The sequence below is a fragment of the Modestobacter sp. VKM Ac-2986 genome, from assembly GCF_026967795.1.
In the GTDB taxonomy this organism is placed as follows: Bacteria; Actinomycetota; Actinomycetes; order Mycobacteriales; family Geodermatophilaceae; genus Modestobacter.
Map to the genome: position 1 here is coordinate 268,708 of NZ_JAPVBH010000003.1, position 23,960 is coordinate 292,667.

The following is a 23,960-nucleotide window of genomic DNA, read 5'->3' on the forward strand; positions in this document are numbered from 1 at the left end:
TGATTATGGAGTGCTTCCGCCCGTCCAGCCACCATACTGTCCGTCTCCATCGGACGTTCGTTCGTTGGCCAGATCGATGACGGCAGACGAACGGTGGCAAGCTGCAGACATGACGGCCGCCGAGGCGATCTGCGCCTTTCCCGACTGCTCCCTCCCGGTGGCGCCACCGCCGGCGACCGGGGGCCGCTCGTCCTACTGCACGCGGCCGGACCACAACCGGACGACCGCCTTCACCGCCCGCCGCGCCGCGGCCGCCGCCCGGTCGACGGCGGCACCGGGCGAGCCGGCGAGCTCCGTACCAGCCGGCCGAGCGGTCGACACGCTCACCGAGGTCGCCGACCGGCTGCGCGACACGCTGGCGGGGATCGGCGAGCAGGTCGACCGTGCCCACGGCGTCCTGACACGGGCTGCGGACGCCGAGCTGCTGGAGGCCGAACGGGCAGCCGTGCGCTCGGACGCCCGCCGCGAGATCGCTGAGGCCGAGCAGCGTGCCTCGCTCGCCGACCGGGTCCGCGTCGTCGCCGAGCGGGCGACCCGGGACGCCCTCGAGGCCGCCGCCCGAGCCGACGCCGAGGCGGCCACCGCCCGAGCGGAGGCAGCCACCGCCCGCGACGACGCCGCCGCGACCCGCGCCGAGGCCACTGCGGCCCGCGAGGCCACCACCGCCGCCGAGACGGTGGCCGCACAGGCGGAGACCGAGGCCGAAGCCGCTCGGGCCGCCGCGGCGGAGGCCGTCGCCGGACGACGGGACGCCGAACGCGCCCGGGACGCAGCCCAGGCCGACGCCGACGCCGCCCGGGTGGAGACGGCCCGCGCGGCCGAGGCGCGGGACCGGGCGCTCGCCGACGCGGCAGCGGCGCAGGACCGGGCGACGGCGGCGGAGGCCGAGCGGGACCGCGCCCAGCAGGCCGAGCGCGCCGCCCGCGCCGAGGCCGGGACCGCCCGGGCCGAGGCCGACGCCGCCCGGGCGGAGGCCGCACAGGCAGCGGGCCGTGCGGAGCTCGCGGAGACGAGCGCTCGACTGCAGGTCACCGCTGCCGAGGGCCGCGTCGAGGCCGCGCAGTCCCGGGCCGACGCCGCGGTGGAACGGGCCGCCGCGGCGGTCGCGTCGGCGCAGGCGCAGGAGGTGCGCGCCGACCGCGCCGAGCGCAACGCCGAGGACAGCCGCCGGGACCGGTTGCGCGCGGAGGAGGCGCGCGACCGTGCGCTCGCCGACGCGGAGGCGGCCCGCGCCGCCCTGGCCGACGCGACCCGCCCACCGCGCGCAGACGCGTCGGACCCGACCCAGGACGAGGCGGAGCCCACCTCCCCACCCGGCCGCACTCCCGGCTGAACGGACCGCAGCGGAGGCGACGGCCCGGGAGCCGGGGGCCTTCCGCCGTCCGCACCGCCGCGTCATGCTCGGCGGGGACCGGGACGTGACCAGGCGGGAGACGGCGATGGACGGGACGACTGCGACCACGACCGGCACGGCGGCGGGGCTGGCCGAGGTGCAGGAGGAGCTGGCCCGCCTCGAGGACGCGGACATCCGGCGGGTGAACGCCGCCCACGGTGACGAGCACGGCGTGAACCTCGGGGCCCTGCGCGCGCTGGCCAAGCGGCTGCGGACCCAGCACGAGCTCGCCCGCGAGCTGTGGGTGACCGGGGACGCGGCGGCGCGGCTGCTGGCCGTGCTGGTCTGCCGGCCGAAGGCCTTCCCCCGCGACGAGCTGGACGCCATGCTGCGCGGAGCACGCACCCCCAAGGTGCAGGACTGGCTGGTCGGCTACGTCGTCGTGAAGAGCCCGCACGCCGAGGAGCTGCGTGTCTCCTGGCTCACCGACGCCGACCCCGTGGTCGCGAGCGCCGGCTGGGCGCTGACCACCGACCGCGTGGCGAAGCGACCCGACGGCCTGGACCTGCCCGGCCTGCTGGACGTGATCGAGGCCCGGATGCGCGAGGCCCCCGACCGGCTGCAGTGGGCGATGAACCACTGCCTGGCCCAGATCGGCATCGAGCACGCCGAGCACCGGGCCCGGGCCATCGCCATCGGTGAGCGCCTGCGCGTCCTCGAGGACCACCCGACCCCCAGGAACTGCACGTCCCCGTACGCGCCGGTGTGGATCGCCGAGATGGTGCGCCGCCGGCAGGGGTGACGCCGGGCGCGGTCAGCCCGGCCGCCGCTCCCCCACCTCGACCACCTCGTAGGTGTGTCCGGCGGCCCGCAGCCGCTCGACCAGGACGCCGCCCAGCGCCGTGGCCGGGGTGAGCGAGCCAGCGCGGTCGGGCAGCCGGTCGCCGTCCAGGGCGAGCGCAAGGGCGCTCTGCCCGAGCATCACGGCGGTGGCCGCGTACCCCGGATCGCCGCGGCCGGCGGCGGTGGCCCGGTAGCTGCGGCCCTCCTCGGTGCCGGCGTCCACGGTCATCCGGAACCACCCCTTCTCCCGCGTCGCCGCGCTCGGGCCGGTGCCCGGTGCCGGCAGCAGGCGGTCGAGCACCCCGCGCGCCGGCGGGAAGGACAGCGCGCCGAAGGCCCCGGCCAGCGCGGCGGTCGTGCCGAGCGCGACCGCAGCACCCGCCGGCCCGCGGCCGGTGCCCATCACCTCGCCGTAGCTCATCGCCCGGCCGTACCGCCAGTCCTGCAGCGCGTTGCTGCGCCGGACGATGCGGCTGTTGAACGACGCCATCACGAACGGTGCGGTCCACCGTCCGTCGGCGGTGCGGGCCGGCGGCGCGGCGTCCCGGGGCTGCGGGGTGTCCGGCTCGGCGGCCCGGTCGGGGCTGAGCGCGAACGGGTCGCCGACCACCCGGCGCAGCGAACGGTCCTGCCCCACGGCCTCGATCTGGGCGCGGGCGGAGTCGATGGTGCCGCCGCTGAAGCCGCCGCGGGCGGTCGCCACCAGCCGGACGTCGCGCAGCGGGCCGGCGCCGTCGGCGGCGGCCCGCTCGGCGAGCAGCAGGGTGCTCAGGTCGGAGGGGATCGAGTCGTACCCGCAGGCGTGCACGATCCGCGCCCCGGTGTCCTGTGCGACCGCGTCGACGCGGTCGATGGCCCGCCGGACGAACAGCACCTCCCCGGTGAGGTCGGCGTAGTGCGTGCCGGCCCGCGCGCAGGCCTCGACCAGCGGCAGGCCGTGGCGCAGGTAGGGGCCGACCGTGCTGACCAGCACCCGCGTCTGCCCGGCGAGCGCGGCCAGCGAGGCCGGGTCGCCGGAGTCGGCGGTCAGCACCGGCCAGTCCCGCGCGGCGCCGGGCAGCTCGCGGCGGACCGCCTCGCACCGTTCCCGGGACCGGCCGGCCAGCGCGATCCGCGTGCCCGGCGGCGCCTGCTCGGCGAGGTGGGCGGCCAGCAGCCGGCCCACGAAGCCGGACGCGCCGTAGAGGACCAGGTCGTACGGGCGGGCATCGGTCATCGGTCCATCCTGCCGCCGCGACCGCCGCACCGCGGCCCGAGCGGCGTCGTCCTTGCTGTTGCAGCAACGATGCTTGCAGTCTCACGGGTGACCGGGTCAGGGTTGCCACACCAGCGGAGACGGGAGCAGCCATGACGCACGGGTTCGACAAGGACTACTGGGAGCAGCACTGGCAGGACCGGCCCAGCGGCCCCGGGTCGATGGCCGGCGACCCGCCCCACCCGTACCTGGCCCGCGAGCTCACCGGCCTGGTGCCGGGCACCGCCCTGGACGCCGGCTGCGGCGCGGGCGCCGAGGCGCTGTGGCTGGCCGCGCAGGGGTGGCAGGTGACGGCCGCCGACATCTCGGCCCAGGCGCTGGCCCGGGCCGCCGAGCGCGCCGCCGCGAGCGGGGCCGGCGACCGGGTCCGGTGGGTCGAGGCCGACCTCGGTGCCTGGACGCCGGACACGGAGTTCGACCTGGTGACGACCCACTACGCCCACCCGGCCGGGCCGCAGCTGGACTTCTACGACCGCATCGCCTCCTGGGTGGCCCCCGGCGGGACCCTCCTCCTCGTCGGCCACCTGCACACCCACGGCCACAACGGACACGGGCACGGGGGCGGCCCGCCCGCCGAGGCGTCGGTCACCGCCGCCGCCGTCACCGCCCGGCTGGACGGCGCCGGGTGGACGGTGGAGACCGCCGAGGAGCTGCGGCGCACCCTCCCCGGCCCGCACGGTTCCACCCGCACCCTGGACGACGTCGTCGTCCGCGCCACCCGCCGCAGCTGACCAGGGCCGGGCTCAGAGCCGGGGGCGCAGCTCCTCGGTCCACACGTCCCAGCCCAGCCGGGCGATCAGCACGGTCACCACGACCAGGAAGACCACCCGGATGAACCGGCTCCCGCGCGTGGTCGCCGTCCGGGCACCCAGGTAGCCGCCGACCATGTTGGCCACGCCGAGCATCAGCCCCAGGCCCCAGAACACGGAGCCGTGCGGGACGAAGAACAGCAGCGCACCGAGGTTGGTCGCGACGTTGACGATCTTGGCCTTGGCACTGGCGGCGAGGAAGTCGTAGCCCAGCAGCGAGACCATCGCGAAGACCAGGAACGAGCCGGTGCCGGGGCCGAGCACCCCGTCGTAGAAGCCGATGACCAGGCCGACGCCGGCGGCCACCCCGTGGTGCCGGCGGCCGACGTGCCGCAACGCGGTGACCTCCCCCAGCGCGGGCCGCAGGAGCGTGAACGCCCCGATCCCGACCAGGGCGACCACGATGACCGGCTTGAAGACGGCGGTGGGCAGCAGCGCCGCGATCGAGGCGCCCCCGAAGCTGGCGGCCAGCGCGATCCCGGCCATCGGCAGGGCCGTGCGCAGGTCGGGGCGCACCCGCCGGTAGAAGGTCACCGCGCTGGTCGTCGTCCCGAGGACGGCGCCGAGCTTGTTGGTGGCCAGCGCCTGCACCGTGCTCAGGCCCGGCACCAGCAGCATCACCGGCAGCTGGATCAGCCCGCCCCCACCGACCACGGCGTCGACGAACCCGGCGGTCAGGCCGGCCAGGAGCACCAGGAGCAGGACCGGGAGGGTCAGCCCGTCGGGCAGCAGGTCGACCGCGAGGACGTCGGTCACCCGGGGAGGTTAACGGGCAGGTGCAGGCGCTCTCAGCGGTAGTTGACGTGCACGTGGTCGAAGTGGTTCTCGGTCACGCCGCCCCGGTCCTCCATCTGCTTCCACGACCCGCCGGGCGAGCTGAGCATCCGCTGCTCCCAGATGACGTAGGCGACGCCGAGCTCGGACCAGTGCTCGATGTGGTACCGGGTGATCGCGTCGCCCAGCGCGGCGTTGGTGAGCACCATGTAGTCCAGCGCCAGACCCGACGGGTGGCCGCCGGGGTCGGTGGCGCTGGCCCGGGTGCCCCCCAGGGTGATGCTGCCGGCACCGGGCACCGCGGACACGACCTGGTCGGCCGCGGCCTGCACCTGCGGCTTGACGGCGCCGGTGCGGTTGGTGATCCGCGCGACCGCGGCGACGGCGGCGCTGGAGGCCGCTGCGGCCGTCGTCCGGCGGGCCGGGGCGGGGGCGGCAGCCGGCGCCGCAGCCGCCGTCTCCTCCACCGCCTCCTCGGCCTCGGCCTTGGCGGCAGCCGCCTCCTCGGCGGCCTCCTCCGCGGCGGCCGCAGCCGCCTTCTCAGCCGCGGCGGCCGCCGCCTCGGCCTCGGCCTGCGCCTTGGCGGCGGCCTCGGCCTCGGCGGCGAGCCGGGCGGCGGTCTCGGCCTCGACTCGCCGGCGCTCGAGCTCGGCGGTGTCGGCGGCGGCCTGCGCCTGCTGGGCGGCGGTCTGGGCCGCCTCCCGGCTGCTGCGGCTGGCGGCCAGCTGCTCCAGCGGCGCCAGGTCGCGGGCCGGGTCCGCCGGCGCGGCCTGTCCGGCCAGGCCGAGCTGCTCGGCCACGCTGACCGGCGCGGTGTCCGGGGCGGCCGTCGCGGCGACCCCGCTGCCGGCGATGCCGGTGACGCCCAGGACGGCGACGAGCACCGCACCGACGACGGCGGTGCCGAGCAGGGCGCCGGCGGGGGCGCGGCGGGACGAGCGGGTGTCACGGGGGTGCATGGGTGGTGGTGCTCCGAGGGGTGCGAGCGCAACCGGGCCGACCCGGCGGGTGGCGGCTGCGGCGGGTGTGCGGGCTCCCCTGCGGGGACGTGCCGACCGGCCGGACCGGCTGACGATAACCACCGTTGCCGTTCTGTGACAATCCCCGGCGGCGAGTCGCGCCCGCGACCCGCCGCCGGCTCAGACCCGGGCGGCCAGGGCGTCGGTCAGCAGCGCGACGAGCGCCTCGTGCTGCACGTCGGCGGAGGACCCGACCTCCTCGTCGGAGCCGTCCAGCGCCCGGGCGGCCAGCCCGGCCTTGCTGTCGATCAGCTCGGCGATCCGTGCGTCGATGGTCTGCGCGGCGATGATCCGCCACGCGGTGACCGGCTCGGTCTGCCCGATCCGGTGCGCCCGGTCGATGGCCTGGGTCTGCTCGGCGTCGGTCCAGGACAGCTCGGCGAGCACCAGGTTGGAGGCGACCTGCAGGTTCAGCCCCACCCCGGCCGAGGTCAGCGAGCACACGGCGATGGCGACGTCGGGGTCGTTGACGAAGGCGTCGATGTTGCGCTGGCGGGCGCCCGGCGTCTGGTCCCCGCGGATGGAGGAGAACCGCACGCCCTGCTTGGTGAAGGTCTCCTCGGCGGTGTCCATGACGTCGATGTGCTTGGCGAAGAACACCACCTTGCCGGCGCTGCGGGCCAGCTGCGCGGCGTAGTCGGCGGCCAGGCCCGCCTTGGCCTCACCGATGCGCCGCATCATGGAGAACACGTTCTCCCCGGCCTTGGCCGAGGTCGCGTCCTTCTGCTCCCAGCGGGCCACCTGGCGCACCAGGGACTCGTCGATGCCCTCGACGTCGGTGGCCGACTCGCGCGCGGCCAGCGCGGACTCGTAGCGCTTGACCAGCCGGCGGGCCAGCTCGCGCTCGGCGGCGCGGATCGACCGGCCGGCGGCCCCATCGAGCTCGACGGGCAGGTCGGCGATCCGGCGGGCCGGGATGTCGGCCGCCACGTCGACCTTGCGCCGCCGGACGATGCCCTGCCCGATCACGCAGCGGCGGGCGGCCGGGTAGAAGCCGTGGTCGGCCGGGGTCAGCGCGGTCTCCTCCAGCGCGTCCATCAGCCCGTCCAGCGGCTTGCCGTCGTCGATCCAGCCGAGGAACTGCCAGATGGCCCGGAAGTCGTCGATGTCGTTGATCAGCGGCGTGCCGGTCAGCGCCATCAGCAGCGGCTTCGGGCTGCGGGTGCGGATCCGCTCGGAGAGCTCCAGCACGTGCTGCGAGCGCTGCGACGTGCGGTTCTTGATGAAGTGCGCCTCGTCGACGACCATGCCGCGGAAGCCGAAGTCGCCCAGCCAGCCCACGTGCCGGTCGAGCACCTCGTAGTTGACGACCACGATGTCGGCGAACCCGTCGAGTGTGTCGCCGTTGCCGTTGATGACGGTGGCCCGGCGGTGCGGGGTCCAGCGGCCGGCCTCGCGCGCCCAGTTGGTCTTGACCACGTTCGGCACGACGACCAGCAGCGGGTAGGCGCCGGCCGCCTCGGCGGCCAGCAGCGCCTGGGCGGTCTTGCCCAGACCGGGCTCGTCGGCGAGCAGGAAGGTGCGGTGCCCGGCGGCGGCCGCGGCGACCAGCTGCCCCTGGTGGGCCATCAGCTCCAGGCCCATCGGGGTGAACCGCGAGGTGGGGAAGGGCAGCGGCATGCACGCCGGGTCGCCGGCGCCGGCCCGCTCGAAAGAGCTCAGCAGCGGGCCGAGCAGCTCCCAGCCGGCCAGCCGGCGCGGCCGGGCCGGGGCCTGCGGGACGGCGGAGAAGTCCGGCGCGAGGAAGGGGTTGGCCAGCTGCCGGGAGATGACCGACTGCGGCACGACCCGCTCGGGGGCGGCGGTGGGCGTCGCGGCGGCGGCCGGCTCGGCCGGGGCCTCGGGCTCGTCGGCGACCTCGATGCCGGCGTCGCGCAGCATCTCGCGCTTGAGCCGGTGCGTGGACTCGGGGACGACGGCGTCCTCGGACAGCAGGGCGTAGAGCGCGGAGTCGCGCACCGCGGTGCGGGCCAGGATGGTGGCGATGCCGTCCAGCCGCTTGAGCTGCTCGGCGCGGCGGGCCTCGCCCAGGTCGGCGGCGGCCTTGACCCGGGCGTGCTCCTCGCGCACCAGCAGCGCCACGACCTGGAACTTCGCGCGCGCACCGGGGGTCACCGGGCCGCGCTGGGCGGCGGCCTCGACCTCGCGCACGGCGCGGGCGAGCACGGCCATGACGTCGGCGGGCTCGCGGCTGCGCCGCTTCTCGCGCGCCGGCCCCCGGCGGTTGCCGGTCTGACGCTGGCCTGTTCGAGCCACGGACTCCTCCTCTGTCGTGCCCGGCACGGCCCCCGGAACGGGGCGCCGCGCCCTCCGCCGGGGCCGGCCGGCACGTCGTCCGGGCACGACCGCGGTGGCCGCTCCGGGGAGCGACCGGCGACCGGACCCGTGACGGCCGGGACCCGGCGGTCCGCCGACGACGGCAGACCGGAGCCGCCGGTCGGTGACGGGGCAGCGACCACGCCGGGGTGTCCGTCATCAGGCGGCTGCCGCGTGGTCTGCGCTGGGCACGATGCTAGCGCGCACCACCCGGCGCGGGTCGGGCGACGCCGGGCGGGCCGACCCGCACGGGTGGTGGGCGGCGGGCTCAGGCCGGCCCGAGGTCGTCGATCATCGGCTGCAGCAGGGCCGCCATCGTGGCTGCGGCCCGGTCGGGGTCCCGGTCGGTGACGGCGGCGACGAGCTGGTCGTGCAGCTCGGCGAGGTCGTCGGTGGCGCCCTGCACGTCGTCGTCGAGCACCACCTCGAACACCGTGAGCAGCCCCTCGTAGACCTCGGTGAGCAGCGCGTTGCCGGTGGCCGCGACGACGGCCCGGTGCAGGGCGGTGTCGGCGCGGGCGCGGTCGGCCGGGCCGCCCTGCGCCCAGGCGTCCCGGCGGGCGGCCAGCAGCTCCTGCAGCCGGCGCGCGTCGTCGTCGGTGCGCCGGACGGCGGCGATCCGGGCCGCGGCGGCGTCCAGGGCCAGCCGCAGCTCCAGGCTGTCCCGCCGGGAGGTCGCCGCGACCCGCCGGCCCAGCGAGGCGCGGACGTCGGAGGTGGCGAGCACGAAGGTGCCGCGGCCCTGCTCCCGGCGGAGGAGGCCGGCCTCGACCAGGGAGCCGATCGCCTCGCGCACGGTGTTGCGGCCGGCGCCGCTCCACCCGACCAGCTCGGACTCGGTGGGGATCTGCCCGCCGACCGGCCACCGCCCGCTGCTCACCTCGTCGCGGAACAGCTGCGCGACCTGCGTCCCCAGTGCAGCGCGGCGCAGCGTCCGGTCCCCGGTCACCGGTCAGCCCCGCCCGGAGGTGCCGGCCGGCACGGCGGCCCGCGCGGCGGACTGCGGCCGGCACGCCCACCAGCCGGCGGTCAGGGTGACCAGCAGCGTGGCGGCCAGCACCAGGTACGTCGCCCGCCAGCTGCCGGTCGCCTGGTCCAGGGCGCCGAGGGCCAGCGGGCCGATGCAGCCGATCCCGTAGCCGATGCCCTGCACCAGCCCGGACAGCGCCGACGCCGCGGGGGCGTCGGCGGTGCGCAGGCCGATCAGGGTCAGGGTCAGCGGGAAGGTGCTCACGCCCAGGCCGAAGGCGGTGGCCCAGCCGAACGCGCCGCCCGCGGGGGCGGTGAGCATGCCCAGGTAGCCCACGGCCATCAGCGCAGCGCAGACCACGACCACCGGGTAGGGGTTGGCCAGCCGCCCGGCCAGCGGGGGGACGACGAAGGCCGCCAGCAGCCCGAGGCCGGCGAACCAGGACAGCAAGAACGCACTCGAGGTCTCCCCCACCCCGGCGTCGGTGTACATCGTGGGCAGCCAGGTGATCAGCGTGTAGACGTGCAGCGACGTCATGGCCATCAGCCCGATCAGCCCCAGCGCCAGCGGCGTGCGCCAGTGCACGCCGGGACCGGCCGGGCGGGCCGTACCCGGTCCGGCGGGCGCGCGGTCGCGGGCGGCCTGCACCCACAGGACCGCGGCGACGGCGGTGAACACCGCCCACACCCCCGACGCCGTCCGCCAGCCGGCGACGGTGGCCAGGGCCAGGGTGACCAGCGGGGCGACGAGCTGCCCGACCTGCAGCAGCACCATGTAGACGGTGCTGAGGGTGCGCACCCGGGTCGGGAAGTGGGTCTTGACGATCGGGATGAGCACGACGTTGGAGGCCCCGACGCCGGCGAACAGCAGCACCGAGGCGCCCAGCAGGGCCGCCGGCGACCAGGCCAGCGCGCGCAGGACGATCCCGGCGGTGGTGGCGATCAGCGCGAGGGCGGCGGTGCGCTCCAGGCCCAGGCGGCGCACCAGGGCCGGCGCGGTGAAGGCGGACACCGCGAAGCAGGCGGTGACGATGGTGCCGATCGCCCCGGCCACCAGCTGACCGAAGCGCAGCGCGTCCCCCGCCGTGCCGAGCAGGACGCTGAACCCGGTCACCGCGGTGCGCAGGTTCAGCGCGGTGAGGACGACGGCGGCGAGCACCCCGCGCTGCTCGCGGACGTCGGTGGTGGCGGTGGTCACCGCAGCAGTGGACCACACGGAGATGGGATCATGGGATGAATCCGCTCGCCCCGCCGCGCAGGGCCGACGGGCCGGGTCCCGCGCGGGGCAGCCGTGCCGCGGCAGGGACGGCCGGCCGGGACACCGGCGCGACCGTCCTGCCGCGTCGCTCAGGCGTCGAAGTCGGTGCTGGTGGTCAGGTCCGCCCAGGCGTCGGCCTCGGCCAGCTGCGCCCGCAGGACCTCGCGGTAGCTCGTGAGGGCGTCGGTGCCCAGCAGCAGCATCGCCGGGGGCTCCGGGGACCCGACCGCGGTGAGGATGGCCGTGGCCGCCCTGGCCGGGTCGCCGGGCTGGGTGCCGTGGGCGGTGTCGACCTCCTTGCGGCGCCTGCCGGCGGTCTCGGCGTAGTCGGCGATCGGCGTCCTCGCCTGGGTCAGCGAGCGGCCGGCGAAGTCGGTGCGGAACCCGCCGGGCTCCACCGCGGTCACCGCGATGCCCAGCGGCGCCAGCTCGCCACGCAGCGACCCCGTCATGCCCTCCAGCGCGAGCTTGGCCGCCGCGTAGTACCCGGACCCGACCGGCGTGACCTGCGCGCCGATCGAGGAGATGTTCACGATCGCGCCGGAGCGGCGGGCCCGCATGCCCGGCAGCACCGCCTTGACCATCGCCACCGCACCGAAGAAGTTGGTGTCGAACAGCGCCCGGACGTCGGCGTCGTCGCCCTCCTCCACCGCGGCGCGGTACCCGTAGCCGGCGTTGTTGACCAGGACGTCGATGCCGCCGAACCGCTCCTCCGCGCGCCGGACGACGTCGGTGACCTGCTCGGGGACGGTGACGTCGAGCGCCGCGGTGAGCGCGTGCTCGCCCGCCAGGTCGGCGACCGCGGCCTGGTCGCGCGCGGTGACGACGGCGTCGTGGCCGGCGGCCAGCACCGCCTCGGCGAGCGCGCGGCCGAGGCCGGTGGAGCAGCCGGTGATGAGCCAGGTGGACATGGGCTTCCTCTCGCAGGGGTGCACGGGCTCTCGATGGCGCCGACCTCCCGGCCGGCACCGCACGCTCTCCCCTGCCCGCCCCGGCGCCGGCGAACCTCCGCGGAGCTGAGGGAGACCGGCCGGACGACCCCACCCGTGTGAGCGAACCCACCGACCGATCTGGTCGGTCAACCGACCGAAGTGGTCGGTAGGCGGCTACGGTCGTACCCGTGACCCGAGCGTTCCGGCAGCAGGCCGACGACCAGATCCTCGACCGGGCTGCGGCGCTGTTCGCCCAGCACGGGTTCGCGCACACCTCGGTGCAGGCCGTCGCCGACGCCGTCGGGCTGTCCAAGGCCGGGCTGCTGCACCACTTCCCCAGCAAGGACGCCCTGCACGCCGCCGTGCTGGCCCAGTCCACCGCGCTCGGGCAGCAGGTCGTCGACCTGGTGGAGCACCTGCCGCTCGGGCCCGAGCGTGACCGCCGAGCCGTGGAGGCGCTGACCGACGTCGCGCTGGCCCACCCCGGCCTGATCGCCCTGATGCTCGACCCGGTCACCCGGGGTGGGGACGACGGCTCCGACGAGGGCCCGACCGGCGCCGGCGAGGCCGCGCTGCGCGCCTTCGGCGTCGACCCCGCGACCGCCGACACCGAACGGGTGGTCCGGGTCGTCGGGGCGCTGGCCGCCATGGCCGTCCTGTCCCTCGCCGCCGCCCGGCACTCCCAGACCACCCAGTGGCGGCCCTTCGTGGTCGCCGCCTGCACCGACGCGCTCGGCCACCGCCGCCCGAGCACCGACACGTCCAGCCCCGACCAGGTGGAGGCCTGACCCATGGCTCTGTTGTTGTCCCGACTCGGTGCGCTCTCGCACCGGCACCGGCTGGCCGTCGTGCTGGTCTGGCTCGTGGTCCTCGTCGGCGGCGGGGTGGGTGCGGCCACGCTGGCCGGCACCACCTCGAACACCTTCTCCATCCCCGGCCAGGAGTCGACGACCGCGCTGTCGCTGATCGAGCGCGACTTCGGCGCCGGCGGCACCGGGGCCACCGCCCGGGTGGTCGTGCAGTCCCCCGACGGCTCCCCGCTGACCGCGGGCCCGAACGCCGCGGCCCTGACCGACCTGGTCGCCGACCTCGCCCAGCTGCCCGGCGTGGTGTCCGCGAGCAACCCGCTGGACCCGGCCGCGCCCGCGGTCAACGCCGACCAGACCGTCGCCTACAGCACCGTCGCCTACACCGAGCCCGTCGGCGGGGTCACCGTCGAGGAGCAGGACGCCCTCGTGGCCGCCGTGGACTCCGCGCGCGCCACCCGCCTCACCGTCGAGATCGGCGGCGAGGCGCTCACCGAGGCCGTGGGCGTCGGCGGTGCCGGCGAGGCCGTCGGCGTCGTGGTCGCCCTGGTCATCCTGGCCATCACCTACGGCACGCTGGTGACCGCCGGGATGAACCTGCTGACCGCGGTCATCGGGGTCGGCGTCGGCATCATGGGCATCACCATCGCCACCGGCTTCCTGGACCTGAACTCGACCACCTCGGCGCTGGCCGGCATGCTCGGCCTGGCCGTCGGCATCGACTACGCGCTGTTCATCATCAGCCGCTACCGGCAGGAGCTGCGCCGCGGCGCCGACGTCGGCACCGCGGTCGCCACCGCCGTGGGCACCGCCGGCTCGGCCGTGGTCACCGCCGGGCTCACCGTGGTCATCGCGCTCGTCGGGCTGGCCGTGGTGGGGATCCCGTTCCTCACCCAGATGGGCATCGCCGCGGCCGGCACGATCGTCGTCGCCGTCCTCGTCGCGCTCACCCTGGTGCCCGCGGTCCTGGCCTTCCTGGGCCGCCGCGCCCTGCCGAGGAAGCTGCGCCACGCCCCGGCGGAGACCGGCGACGCCCCGGCCCGCGGCCGCGGCTTCCTCGCCGGCTGGGTCACCGCCGTCACCCGGCACCGGGTGGTCGCCCTGCTGACCGCGGTGGTCGCCCTCGGCCTGGTCGCCGTCCCGTTCTTCTCGATGCGGACGACGCTGGTGCAGGCCCTGCCCGAGGACAGCACCCAGGGCCGCGCCGAGCAGTTGCTGGCCGAGGGCTTCGGCGAGGGCTTCAACGGCCCGCTGACCGTGCTCTTCCAGGGCGCCGGCGCGGCCGAGGCCGCCGCGGGCGCCAGCGGGGCGATCGCCGGCCTGACCGACGTGGTCGTGGTGACCCCGCCGGTGCCGAACGCCGACGGCACCGCGGCGCTGCTCACCGTGGTCCCGGAGTCCGGGCCCTCGACCGAGGCCACCGAGACGCTGGTCGCCGACCTGCGCGCCCAGCTCGCCGGGGTCGAGGGCGTGGACGCCTACGTCACCGGGTCCACCGCGGTCAGCGTCGACGTCTCGGAGTCCCTGGACGCCGCCCTGCCGGTCTACCTGGTGCTCGTCGTCGGCCTGGCGCTGGTCCTGCTGGTGCTGGTGTTCCGCTCGCTGCTGGTGCCGCTGATCGGCGTGCTGGGCTTCCTGCTCACCATCGGCGCCTCGCTCGGCGCGACCACCGCGGTCTTCCAGTGGGGCTGGCTGGCCGACGCGATCGGCGTGCCGAGCACCGGGCCGCTGCTGAGCCTGGCCCCGATCCTGGTCATCGGGATCCTGTTCGGGCTGGCGATGGACTACCAGATCTTCCTGGTGTCCCGGATGCACGAGGCGCACAGCCACGGCACCCCGGCGCTGGAGGCCGTGCGCACCGGCTTCCGCCAGGCGGCCCCGGTCGTGGTCGCCGCCGCGCTGATCATGTTCTCGGTGTTCGCCGGGTTCTTCACCGGCGACGAGGCCACGATCAAGACCATCGCCTTCGCGCTGGCCACCGGGATCCTGGTCGACGCCTTCGTCGTCCGGATGGTCGTCGTGCCCGCCGCGCTGGCGCTGCTGGGCGAGCGGGCGTGGTGGCTGCCGCGCTGGCTGCGCTGGCTCCCCCGGCTCGACGTCGAGGGCTCCGCGCTGGAGCACCGCACCGCCGCGACCGCCGAGCCGGTGGGCGCCGGCGCCCGCTGAGGGGCGTACCGCGGCCGGGGTGTCACATCCCCGGCCGCGGCGGTGCTCTGTGGGCATGGACCTCGTCGGGCAGGGGCGACCGGGCGTCGTGGTGGACCTCGCGGTCCGCGCGCGGCGCCCGGCGCGAGAAGGTGGTGCGGTGACGGACGCGGCGGTGCGGGGTGACCTGGCCGAGGTGTTCCGCCGCGACTACCAGCGGGTCGTCGGCGTCGCCGCCCGCGTCCTCGGCTCGCGCGACGAGGCCGAGGACGTCGCCCAGGAGGTCTTCCTCGCCTTCAACCGGACGTCGGTGCCCGCCGGCGAGGCCACCGGCTGGCTCGCGGTGGCCGCCGCCCACACCGCGCTGAACACCATCCGCTCGGGCCGCCGCCGCACCTCCCGGGAGGTGGCGGTGGCCGCGACCGCCGACACCGTCGCCCCCGACGTGGCCGAGGCGGTGCTCACCGCCGAGGACCGCGCCCGGGTGCGCGCCGGTCTCGCCCGGCTGCCGCAGAAGCAGGCCGTGGCCCTGGTGCTGCGGCACAGCGGCCTGTCCTACGCCGAGGTGGCCGCGGCCCTCGACATGTCCCCCGGCAGCGTCGGCACCACCGTCCGCCGCGCCGAGTCCGCCCTGCGCAAGGAGATGGTCCGTCATGCGTCATCCGACTGAGGGCGTGCTGCGCCGGCTCGTCGACGAGCCCGCCGGCGTCTCCGACGCCGACCGCAGCCACGTCGCCGACTGCGCCACCTGCCTGGCCGGCCTGGCCACCGCCCGCGAGGACGCCGCCACCGTGCACGCCGCGCTGGACACCGGGGGCCCGGACGCCGAGCTGCCGGCCGCCTGGCAACGGCTGACCACCGGCCTGGCCGCCGACGCCCCGCGCCCGGCCCGGGCCCGCACCCGGCGCTCCCGGGAGCTCTTCCGCCGCCCGGTCGTGGCCACCGTCGCCGTCGGCGTCGTGCTGGCCGGTGCGGGCACCGCGGCCGCCAACGACTGGCTGCCGGTGTTCCGCACCGAGGCCGTCCAGCCGGTCGCCTTCGACACCGCCGACCTCGTCGCGCTGCCGGACCTCACCGGTTACGGCGACCTGGTGGTCAGCGGTGAGCCCGACGTGCACGCCGTGACCGACGCCGCCACCGCTGCGGCCGAGAGCGGCCTGTCCGTCCCGGAGGTGGCCGAGCTGCCCGACGGGATCACCGGCTCCCCCACCTACCAGGTGGGTGACCAGGTGACCGCCACGTTCACGTACTCCGCCGACCGGGCCGCCGCGTCGGCCGCGGCCGCCGGCGAGCCGCTGCCGCCGACCCCGGCCGGGCTGGACGGCAGCGCCGTCCAGCTGGTCGCCGGTCCCGGCGTGGCCCAGGTCTTCGAGTCCCGCACCGGCGTGCCCGGCCTGGTGGTCGGCCGCGCCGTCGCCCCGACCGCGTCCTCCTCCGGCGTCCCGTTCGACACGCTGCGGGACCACCTGCTCTCGCTGCCCGGCCTGCCCGACGACGTGGCGGCGCAGCTGGCCACCTTCACCGCCGACGGCGGCACCCTGCCCCTGCCGGTGCCCGCCGACCGGGTGACCACCTCGGCCACCGACGTGGACGGCGTGCCGGCCACGGTGCTGGAGACCCGCGACGGGCTGCTGTCGGCCGTGGTGTGGGTGTCCGAGGGCACGGTGACCGTCGTGGCCGGGTCGCTGGACCCCGACGAGGTGCTCGAGGTCGCCCGGGAGCTGCGGTGACGGCAGCAGGACCGGCCGGCGCCACCGCGCTGCTGGCCGACCTGCCGCCCGGGCCGGCCGTCTGGTGCTCGGGGCTGCGCAAGCGGTACGGCAGGCAGCAGGCGGTCAGCGACGTGTCGCTGGAGGTCGGCCGCGGCGAGGTGGTCGGGCTGCTCGGCCCCAACGGCGCGGGCAAGACCTCGGTGATCAAGATGCTGCTCGGCCTGGTGCGGCCCGACGCCGGTGAGGTGCTGCTGCTGGGGCAGGACGCCCGCCGCCCGTCGTCCCGGGCCCGGGTGGGGTACCTGCCCGAGCTGTTCCGCTACCAGCCCTGGCTGACCCCGGCCGAGGTGCTGGCGCTGCACGTGCGGCTGTCCGGCGTGGCCGTCGGCACGGCGCGGCAGCGCGAGTGCCTGGCGCTGGTGGGGCTGGCCGACCGGGCCGGCGACCGGCTGGGCGGGTTCTCCAAGGGCATGCAGCAGCGCCTGGGGCTGGCCGTCGCCCTGGTCGCCGAGCCCGAGCTGGTGGTGCTCGACGAGCCGACCAGCGCGCTGGACCCCCTCGGCCGGGTCGACGTCCGCGACATCGTGCTGGCGCTGCGCGAGCGCGGCGTCGCGGTGCTGCTCAACTCGCACCTGATCGGCGAGGTCGAGCGGGTCTGCGACCGGGTCGTCATCCTCGACCGCGGCCGGGTCGCCGCCGCCGGGACGCTGGCCGAGCTGCTCGGCCAGCGGGAGGTCAAGCTGCACCTGACCGACCTGCCCGCCGGGGCGGCCGAGCGGCTGGCCGCAGCCGGCCCGGTCGAGCGCGAGGGCGAGTGGTTCACCGTCGCGCTGCCTGCCGAGGACACCGGGACGGCGGTGCCCGACCTGGTCGGGGACCTGGTCGCCCTCGGGGTGCGGGTGCACGCGGTCGAGCCGGTGCGGATCAGCCTCGAGGAGCGCCTGCTCGGCATCCTCCGCGAGGGCGCCCGGTGAGCGCGGCGGGCACCGTCGTCACCGTCGCGGCGCTCACCCTGCGCGAGGCGACCCGGCGGCGGGTGCTGCTGGCGCTGGCCGTGCTCACCGTGCTGCTGCTGGCGCTGAGCGCCTGGGGCTTCTCCCGGCTGGCCGCCGAGGGGCTCACCAGCGGCGAGGCCCGGCTGACCGCCTCGGTGGTGCTGAACCTGGTGATGTTCGGCTTCAGCCTCATCGCCGCGCTGGGCACCGCGTTCCTGGCCGGCCCGACGCTGGCCGGGGAGACCGAGTCCGGAATCGCGCTGGCCGTGCTGGCCCGGCCGGTGCAGCGCTGGGCGTTCCTGCTGGGGAAGCTCACCGGGCTGGTCGCCTTCGGCGCCGGCTTCGTCGTGGTCGCCGGCCTCGCCGAACTGCTCGTCGTGCAGGCCACCGTCGGCTACTGGCCCCCCGACCCGGCTGTCGCGCTCGGCCTGCTCGCCGCGCAGACCGTCGTCCTGCTCACCCTCACCGTGCTGCTGTCCACGGCGATCTCCCCGATGGCCTCGGGCGTGGTCGCCGTCGGGCTGTTCTGCACGACCTGGGTGGCCGGGGTGGTCGGCGGCATCGGCGCCGGCCTGGGCAACGACTCCGTGGAGCGGGTCGGCACCGTGTCCCGGGTGCTGCTGCCCACCGACGGGCTGTGGCGCGGGGCGATGCACGCCTTCCAGGACCCCTCGGCGCTGGTGCAGTTCGGTGGCGGCGCGGAGGCCGGGGCCTTCCCCTTCCTGAGCCAGACCGCGCTCAGCCCGGCCTACCTGGGCTGGGCCGCGGTCTGGGTGCTCATGGTGGGCGGGCTGGCCGCGCTGGCGTTCAGCCGCCGCGACCTCTGAGCGAGCCCCCGCGTGCCCGGCCGGGCACGCGGGGGCAGGAGCTCAGTCGTCGAACTCGAACACCGTGGTGGAGTCGTACACCTCGCCCGGGCGCAGCTCCGTGGACGGGAACTCCGGCTGGTTCGGGGAGTCCGGGAAGTGCTGGGTCTCCAGCGCCAGCCCGTCGCCCTGCCGGTAGGCGCCCCCGCCGGTGCCCACGAGCGTCCCGTCGAGGAAGTTGCCGGAGTAGAACTGCAGGCCCGGCTCGGTGGTGGAGACGGTCATCGTGCGGCCGCTGTCCGGGTCGTGCAGCACCGCCGCCTTCTCCAGCCCGTCCTCGGCGTCCGAGCCCTCCCGGTCCCCGTCGTCCTCCCGGTCGAGGGCCCAGTTGTGGTCGTAGCCCTGGCCGTACAGCAGCTGCTGGTCGGCCTGCCGGATCCGCTCACCGATCGCCACCGGCGTGCGGAAGTCGAACGGGGTGCCCTCGACCGGGGCGACCTCACCGGTGGGGATGAGCGTCTCGTCGACCGGGGTGTAGCCGCTGGCGGCGATCTGCAGCTCGTGGTCGTAGATCGTCCCCGAGCCCTCCCCGGCCAGGTTGAAGTACGAGTGCTGGGTCAGGTTGACCACCGTCGGGGCGTCGGTGGTCGCGCGGTAGTGCACGGTGAGCGCGCCCTCGGCGTCCAGCCGGTAGGTCACGGTGGTGGTGAGCGTGCCCGGGAAGCCCTGGTCGCCGGCCGGGCTGACCAGGTCCAGCTGCAGGGCCGCCTCGCCCTCGCCGCCGACCGGCTTCGCCGCCCACACCCGGTCGTCGAACCCCTCGGGTCCGCCGTGCAGCGTGTTGGGGCCGTCGTTGAGCGGCAGCTGGTAGCTCGCGCCGTCCAGCTCGAACGCGCCGGCGGCGATCCGGTTGCCGTACCGGCCGATGATCGAGCCGAAGTAGGGGTCGGTGTCGGCGGCGTAGCCGGCCACGTCGGGGAAGCCGAGGACGACGTTCTCCGCCTGCCCCCAGCGGTCGGGCACCTCGAGGGTCTGGATGATGCCGCCGTAGGTCAGCACGCGCATCGTCACGCCGCCGTTGGTGAGCGTCCAGCGCTCGACGGGGGTGCCGTCGGGGGCGGTGCCGAAGGGCTCGACGGTGGCGGTCGCAGGACCCCCGGGGTGACCGGGGTGGCCCGGGTCGGTGCCGCCACCGGTGGCGCCGGCCGGGGAGACCAGGGTGCCGGCGAGCAGGCCGACGCCGGCCAGGGCCACGGCGGGCCCGGCGAGGAAGGGCCAGCGCCGCCTCCGGACCGGGGTCCCGGTGGGCTCTACCGGGGGGACGTGCGAGGTGGGGTGCTCGGGCATGGGGACTCCGTCGTCCTCGTACATGGGTCCACCGGCGTTCTCGCGCGGCGGCCGGGCACGACGGTCCCCGTACCAGGAGCTGTGCAGGGGGTCGTGCCCACGTGCAGTCCTCGAACGCCCCGACCGTAGGGAGACCGGCGGAACACTGTCAACCGGTGACGACGGCCCCGGAGCGGCCACGCTCGTACCCTGGGAGGGGTGACCGTCGCACCGCACGAGACCGTCGTCCTCGGCGACTCCTTCGCCCGCGCGCTGCCGGAGATGGCCGTCCCCTGGCAGGCCGCGGAGACCCCCGACCCGACGTTGCTGGTGCTCAACGAGCCGCTGGCCGCCGAGCTCGGCCTCGACCCCGCGCAACTGCGCGGCCCGGACGGCGTCGCGCTGCTGACCGGCACCGCCGTGCCCGCCGGGGCCACCCCGGTCGCGATGGCCTACGCCGGGCACCAGTTCGGCGGGTTCAACCCGCGGCTGGGCGACGGCCGGGCGCTGCTGCTCGGTGAGCTCACCGACCCGGCCGGGCGGGTGCGCGACCTGCACCTGAAGGGCTCCGGGCGCACCCCGTTCGCCCGCGGCGGCGACGGGCTGGCCGCGGTCGGCCCGATGCTGCGCGAGTACGTGGTGAGCGAGGCGATGGCCGCCCTGGGCATCCCCACCACCCGCTCGCTGGCGGTGGTGGCCACCGGGCGCACGGTGCAGCGCGAGACCCCGCTGCCCGGCGCCGTGCTGGCCCGGGTGGCGGGCAGCCACCTGCGGGTGGGCAGCTTCCAGTACGCGGCGGCGGGCGGCGACGTCGACCTGCTGCGCCGGCTGGCCGACGTGGCCATCGCCCGGCACCACCCGGCCGCCGCGGACGCCGAGCAGCCGTACCTGGCGCTGTACGAGTCCGTCGTCTCGGCGCAGGCGCAGCTGGTGGCGCAGTGGATGCTCGTCGGCTTCGTGCACGGGGTGCTCAACACCGACAACGTGACGATCTCCGGGGAGACCATCGACTACGGGCCGTGCGCCTTCCTCGACGCCTACGACCCGGCGACGGTCTACAGCTCGATCGACACCGGTGGCCGGTACGCCTACGGCAACCAGCCGGTGGTCACCGAGTGGAACCTGGCCCGGCTGGCCGAGGCGCTGCTGCCGCTGCTGGCCGAGGACCAGGAGGCCGCGGTCGCGCTCGCGGTGCCGGCGCTGGAGCGGTTCCGCCCGCAGTACGTCGCGGCCCTCACCGCCGGCTGGGCGGCCAAGCTCGGCCTGCCCGACGGGCTGGACGACGACGTGACCATCGCCCTGGTCCAGCAGCTGCTGACCCTGCTGCACGCCGACCACGTCGACCTCACCTCGTTCTGCCGCGCCCTGGCCGGTGCGGCCCGCGGGGACGTCGCGCCGGCCCGGGACCTGTTCCTCGACCTGGCCGGGTTCGACGCGTGGCTGGCCACCTGGCGCGCGGCGGGCCCGGACGCCGACGCGATGGACCGGGTGAACCCCGTGTACGTCCCGCGCAACCACCTGGTCGAGGAGGCGCTGACCGCCGCGACCGCCGGCGACCTCGCCCCGCTGCACGACCTGCTGGCCGCGGTGACCGACCCGTTCACCGCCCGCCCCGGGCGGGAGCGGTACGCGGCCCCCGCGCCGGTCGACTTCGGTGCCTACCGGACGTTCTGCGGCACCTGAGCCCGCGTGACCGGCGCCGGCCCGGGGTACCGGCACGCCCATGAGCGGGAAGAGCGCGGACGACTACGCGGCCGACTACACCGAGCCCGAACTGCGCGCCCGGCTCAAGGAGGAGCTCAAGGCCGGTGACAAGGGCGGCCGGCCGGGCCAGTGGAGCGCGCGCAAGAGCCAGCTGCTGGCCACCGAGTACGAGGCCCAGGGCGGCGGCTACGTGCACGACGGCGAGCGCACCGAGGCCCAGCAGCACCTGTCGGAGTGGACGGCGCAGGACTGGCACACCGCCGACGGCGACACCGCCGAGCGCGGCGAGCACGAGACCGCCCGCTACCTGCCCGACGCGGCCTGGGCGCTGCTCAGCCCTGAGGAGCAGCAGGCCACCGACGCCGCCAAGCGGCACGGCGAGGGCCAGCACGTGCCCAACACCGACGCGGCGAAGGAGGCCCGCAAGGCCGCCGAGCTGGTCGACGCACCGGCTCCGGAGGCGCGGGAGAAGGTGCGGGAGATGCACGGGGACTCCCAGCTCGACCGCGCCGAGAAGGCCGAGAGGCTGGGGCGGCACCGGAAGACGGTGCTCGCCGAGATCGACCACCAGCGCGCGGCCGACCAGACCGACACGTCGGGCGGCTGACCGCCCGCCCCGCCCGGCGCCTCAGCGCTGTGCGGTGGGGGCGCTCAGCACACCGACCAGCGCCGAGCCGACCGAGGTGGTGCCGCTGACCCAGATCGGGCGGGCGTGGCCGGGCCAGCGCCCGCGGGCCAGCACCATGCTCGAGGCGTGCAGCAGGTCGATGCCGGCACCGGCCAGGACGACGGTCCGGGTCGGGTGCACCAGGGTGACCACGTGCTGGACCACCAGCCGGGCGCCGAGCAGCCGGACGATCCAGGAGTCCGGCGCCGGCCCACCGCCGCAGACCAGCCGGGTGACCTCACCGGGCCGCAGCAGCATCGCCGCCCCCCACAGCGCCCCGGGGACGGCGACCAGCCGGGTGACCCGGTGGCCGGTGCTGGTGCGGCGTGCCCTCATGCGCTGTCCCTGCTCTCGGGTGGGCCGCGCTCCCAGCCGCGCCCCGCCGGAGCAGGGTCGGCGGACGGCGGCTCCCTCCCGCTACCCGCACGACCCCCGCCGACACCCGCGGCGGCCAGGACCGGTCAGCCCTCGTCCTCGTCCTGCTCGTCCTCGTCCTCGTTGCCGCCCTGGCCGTCGTCCTCGTCGCCGTCTTGGCTGTCGTCCTGCCCGTCGTCGCCCTGCTGGGTCGAGGCCGGTGCGTCGTCGGCAGGCTGCTCGCCGTCGCCCCCGCATGCGGTCAGGAGGGTGGACGCGGCCAGGGCGACGCCCACCAGGGCGGCGCGCCAGCGGGCGGGTCGGGTGGAGAGGGACACGGGTGCTCCTGCTGTACGGCGGGTGGTCGGACTCAAGGCCCATGCCCGGTCGCGGCGGCCCGCACGCACGCAGCTCAGGGGTGGGCGGCGTGGCTGCCGTGGAACTCGACGTGCGCACGGCCGGAGCCGGCGTCCTCTGGTGCCCGCTGCGCCTGCCGCGCGTCGTCCCGGCGGTCGTGCCGCCAGTCCAGGACGCCGATCGCGAGCGCGGCCAGCGCTCCCAGCACGGCCACGCCCAGGGCGGCTGCGGCGGCCCACGAGTAGCGCTGGTCGGTGTGGGCGAGCACCAGGTAGAACAGGCCCGGCAGTGCCGCGGTGCCGATGGCGCCACCGAACCGCTGGAGGGTCTGCAGCGCACCGCCCGCCGAGCCGGCCATCTCCACCGGGACGTCGCGCAGGGTGAGGGTCACGTTGGGCGAGATGACGAACCCGCCGCCGACACCGGCCAGCAGCAGGGTCGGGACGATCGCCCAGCCGATCGACCCCGGCGGCACGGTGGCCACGACGACGGCCGTCGCGGTCAGCCCGACCGAGACGCCGGCCAGGCCCAGCACCGTCAGCGCCCGGCCGTACCGCTCGACCAGCCGGCCGGCGACCACCGCGGCCGACGCCGAGCCCACCGCGAACGGCGTCACGGCGAGCCCGGACTGCAGCGGCGTCCAGCCCAGCCCGGTCTGGAAGTACAGCGCGAAGGTCAGCCAGATGCCGCTGAAGCCGATGAAGTAGACGGTGCCCAGCGCCAGGCCGGGTGCGTAACCGCGGGTGCGGGTGACCAGCCGCGGGTCGAAGACCGGGTCCTTGCCGGCCCGCACCACCCGCTGCTCCCACCGGAGGAAGGCCACCAGCAGCACGACGCCCAGCGGGAAGCACCACCAGAACCGGACGAGGCCGCCGGACTCGGCCTGCACCAGCGGGAACAGCAGCGCCAGCGCGCCGGTGCCCAGCAGCAGCACACCGGGGACGTCGATCCGCCCGTGCCCGCTGCTCTCCCGCGCGGGGATGAGGCGGAGGGCGAGCACGAAGGCCACCACGCCGATCGGCACGTTGACGTAGAAGATCCACCGCCAGCCGTCCGGACCGGAGGCCAGCGCCAGCAGCGTGCCGCCGACCACCGGCCCGACGGCGGTGGAGATGCCGACCGTCGCGCCGAAGAAGCCGAACGCACGCCCACGCTCGGGCCCGCGGAACAGCTGCTGGATCAGCGCCGAGTTCTGCGGGGCCAGGACGCCGGCTGCGACGCCCTGGAGGAGCCGGGCAGCGATCAGCCACCCGACGGACGGCGCCGCACCGGCGGCAGCGCTGCAGACGACGAAGGCGACCAGGCCGATGAGGAACAGCCGGCGGCGGCCGAAGGCGTCCCCGAGCCGGCCGGCCGGGACCAGGGCGATGCCGAAGGCCAGCGCGTAGCCCGACACCACCCACTGCACCGTCGCCGGCGACGCGCCCAGGCTCTGCTGCAGGGAGGGCAGCGCGACCGACACGATGCTGACGTCGAGCAGGGACATGAAGCCGACGACGAGGGTCACCCACAGCGCCTGCCAGCGCTTGGGGTCCGCGCCCGCGGGCGCGTCCTGCTGGTCGTGCGTAGTGCTGGTCACC

22 protein-coding genes are annotated in these 23,960 nt (G+C 76.3%); 11 read left to right on the forward strand and 11 right to left on the reverse strand.

The genetic code is table 11. The features are described from left to right. Positions 1-109: 109 nt before the first annotated feature. Together O2W14_RS09175 and O2W14_RS09180 are read left to right on the forward strand one after the other, a co-directional pair. The gene (locus tag O2W14_RS09175; protein ID WP_269175776.1) at positions 110-1,333 is read left to right on the forward strand and encodes a hypothetical protein; all 1,224 of its coding nucleotides are present in this window, start codon (positions 110-112) and stop codon (positions 1,331-1,333) included. Between the two features lie 85 nt (positions 1,334-1,418). Then, the gene (locus O2W14_RS09180) at positions 1,419-2,135 is read left to right on the forward strand and encodes a DNA alkylation repair protein (protein ID WP_269175777.1); all 717 of its coding nucleotides are present in this window, start codon (positions 1,419-1,421) and stop codon (positions 2,133-2,135) included. A 12-nt stretch (positions 2,136-2,147) separates the two neighbouring features. On the opposite strand, the gene O2W14_RS09185 is transcribed toward O2W14_RS09180, so the two are convergent. Continuing rightward, positions 2,148-3,392 carry a saccharopine dehydrogenase family protein gene (locus O2W14_RS09185; protein ID WP_269175778.1) on the reverse strand — a complete coding sequence of 415 codons (1,245 nt, stop codon included), beginning with the start codon at positions 3,390-3,392 and terminating at the stop codon, positions 2,148-2,150. A 131-nt stretch (positions 3,393-3,523) separates the two neighbouring features. On the opposite strand from O2W14_RS09185, the gene O2W14_RS09190 reads away from it, so the two are divergent. Then, positions 3,524-4,162: a class I SAM-dependent methyltransferase gene (locus tag O2W14_RS09190; RefSeq protein WP_269175779.1), complete on the forward strand. Its 639-nt coding sequence runs from the start codon at positions 3,524-3,526 to the stop codon at positions 4,160-4,162. A gap of 12 nt (positions 4,163-4,174) precedes the next feature. Here O2W14_RS09190 and O2W14_RS09195 read toward each other — a convergent pair whose 3' ends face one another. From O2W14_RS09195 to O2W14_RS09220, 6 genes are all read right to left on the reverse strand, one after another. Then, positions 4,175-4,996: a TSUP family transporter gene (locus tag O2W14_RS09195; RefSeq protein ID WP_269175780.1), complete on the reverse strand. Its 822-nt coding sequence runs from the start codon at positions 4,994-4,996 to the stop codon at positions 4,175-4,177. 32 nt (positions 4,997-5,028) lie between these two features. Next, positions 5,029-5,973, reverse strand: coding sequence for a hypothetical protein (locus tag O2W14_RS09200; RefSeq protein WP_269175781.1), 945 nt, complete (start codon positions 5,971-5,973; stop codon positions 5,029-5,031). A 180-nt stretch (positions 5,974-6,153) separates the two neighbouring features. Then, the gene (locus O2W14_RS09205; protein WP_269175782.1) at positions 6,154-8,289 is read right to left on the reverse strand and encodes a DEAD/DEAH box helicase; all 2,136 of its coding nucleotides are present in this window, start codon (positions 8,287-8,289) and stop codon (positions 6,154-6,156) included. A gap of 328 nt (positions 8,290-8,617) precedes the next feature. Continuing rightward, entirely contained in the window at positions 8,618-9,298 is a 681-nt protein-coding gene (locus O2W14_RS09210; RefSeq protein WP_269175783.1) for a FadR/GntR family transcriptional regulator, read from the reverse strand. A 3-nt stretch (positions 9,299-9,301) separates the two neighbouring features. Then, positions 9,302-10,516: an MFS transporter gene (locus O2W14_RS09215; protein WP_269175784.1), complete on the reverse strand. Its 1,215-nt coding sequence runs from the start codon at positions 10,514-10,516 to the stop codon at positions 9,302-9,304. Positions 10,517-10,665: 149 nt separating this feature from the next. Continuing rightward, a complete protein-coding gene (locus O2W14_RS09220; protein ID WP_269175785.1) occupies positions 10,666-11,487 on the reverse strand; it encodes an oxidoreductase in 822 nt (273 codons plus the stop codon). A 209-nt stretch (positions 11,488-11,696) separates the two neighbouring features. On the opposite strand from O2W14_RS09220, the gene O2W14_RS09225 reads away from it, so the two are divergent. The 6 genes from O2W14_RS09225 to O2W14_RS09250 all read left to right on the forward strand — a co-directional run bounded on the left by O2W14_RS09225 (position 11,697) and on the right by O2W14_RS09250 (position 17,993). Further along, positions 11,697-12,296: a TetR/AcrR family transcriptional regulator gene (locus tag O2W14_RS09225; RefSeq protein ID WP_269175786.1), complete on the forward strand. Its 600-nt coding sequence runs from the start codon at positions 11,697-11,699 to the stop codon at positions 12,294-12,296. Between the two features lie 3 nt (positions 12,297-12,299). Beyond that, complete coding sequence (locus O2W14_RS09230; protein ID WP_269175787.1) at positions 12,300-14,480, forward strand: MMPL family transporter; 2,181 nt, start codon at positions 12,300-12,302, stop codon at positions 14,478-14,480. Between the two features lie 139 nt (positions 14,481-14,619). Next, positions 14,620-15,129, forward strand: coding sequence for a sigma-70 family RNA polymerase sigma factor (locus tag O2W14_RS09235; RefSeq protein WP_269175788.1), 510 nt, complete (start codon positions 14,620-14,622; stop codon positions 15,127-15,129). Continuing rightward, on the forward strand, positions 15,113-16,189 hold the full coding sequence (locus O2W14_RS09240; protein ID WP_269175789.1) for a hypothetical protein: 1,077 nt from the start codon (positions 15,113-15,115) through the stop codon (positions 16,187-16,189). The genes O2W14_RS09235 and O2W14_RS09240 overlap by 17 nt, the downstream gene beginning before the upstream one ends. Continuing rightward, the gene (locus O2W14_RS09245) at positions 16,186-17,145 is read left to right on the forward strand and encodes an ABC transporter ATP-binding protein (RefSeq protein ID WP_269175790.1); all 960 of its coding nucleotides are present in this window, start codon (positions 16,186-16,188) and stop codon (positions 17,143-17,145) included. The genes O2W14_RS09240 and O2W14_RS09245 overlap by 4 nt, the downstream gene beginning before the upstream one ends. Next, complete coding sequence (locus tag O2W14_RS09250) at positions 17,142-17,993, forward strand: ABC transporter permease (RefSeq protein WP_269175791.1); 852 nt, start codon at positions 17,142-17,144, stop codon at positions 17,991-17,993. Before O2W14_RS09245 ends, O2W14_RS09250 begins: the two co-directional genes overlap by 4 nt. Before the next feature lie 42 nt (positions 17,994-18,035). Here O2W14_RS09250 and O2W14_RS09255 read toward each other — a convergent pair whose 3' ends face one another. Further along, positions 18,036-19,319 (reverse strand): aldose epimerase family protein, encoded by a 1,284-nt coding sequence (locus tag O2W14_RS09255; protein WP_269175792.1) that lies wholly within the window; start codon positions 19,317-19,319, stop codon positions 18,036-18,038. Positions 19,320-19,517: 198 nt separating this feature from the next. Between O2W14_RS09255 and O2W14_RS09260 the strand changes: the two genes are divergently transcribed. Together O2W14_RS09260 and O2W14_RS09265 are read left to right on the forward strand one after the other, a co-directional pair. Continuing rightward, positions 19,518-20,981: a protein adenylyltransferase SelO gene (locus tag O2W14_RS09260; protein ID WP_269175793.1), complete on the forward strand. Its 1,464-nt coding sequence runs from the start codon at positions 19,518-19,520 to the stop codon at positions 20,979-20,981. A 40-nt stretch (positions 20,982-21,021) separates the two neighbouring features. After that, positions 21,022-21,609 carry a hypothetical protein gene (locus O2W14_RS09265; protein ID WP_269175794.1) on the forward strand — a complete coding sequence of 196 codons (588 nt, stop codon included), beginning with the start codon at positions 21,022-21,024 and terminating at the stop codon, positions 21,607-21,609. Positions 21,610-21,630: 21 nt separating this feature from the next. Here O2W14_RS09265 and O2W14_RS09270 read toward each other — a convergent pair whose 3' ends face one another. The 3 genes from O2W14_RS09270 to O2W14_RS09280 all read right to left on the reverse strand — a co-directional run bounded on the left by O2W14_RS09270 (position 21,631) and on the right by O2W14_RS09280 (position 23,959). Next, complete coding sequence (locus O2W14_RS09270) at positions 21,631-22,005, reverse strand: hypothetical protein (protein ID WP_269175795.1); 375 nt, start codon at positions 22,003-22,005, stop codon at positions 21,631-21,633. 125 nt (positions 22,006-22,130) lie between these two features. Continuing rightward, complete coding sequence (locus O2W14_RS09275) at positions 22,131-22,361, reverse strand: hypothetical protein (RefSeq protein ID WP_269175796.1); 231 nt, start codon at positions 22,359-22,361, stop codon at positions 22,131-22,133. A 74-nt stretch (positions 22,362-22,435) separates the two neighbouring features. After that, positions 22,436-23,959: an MFS transporter gene (locus O2W14_RS09280; protein ID WP_269175797.1), complete on the reverse strand. Its 1,524-nt coding sequence runs from the start codon at positions 23,957-23,959 to the stop codon at positions 22,436-22,438. Position 23,960 lies beyond the last annotated feature (1 nt).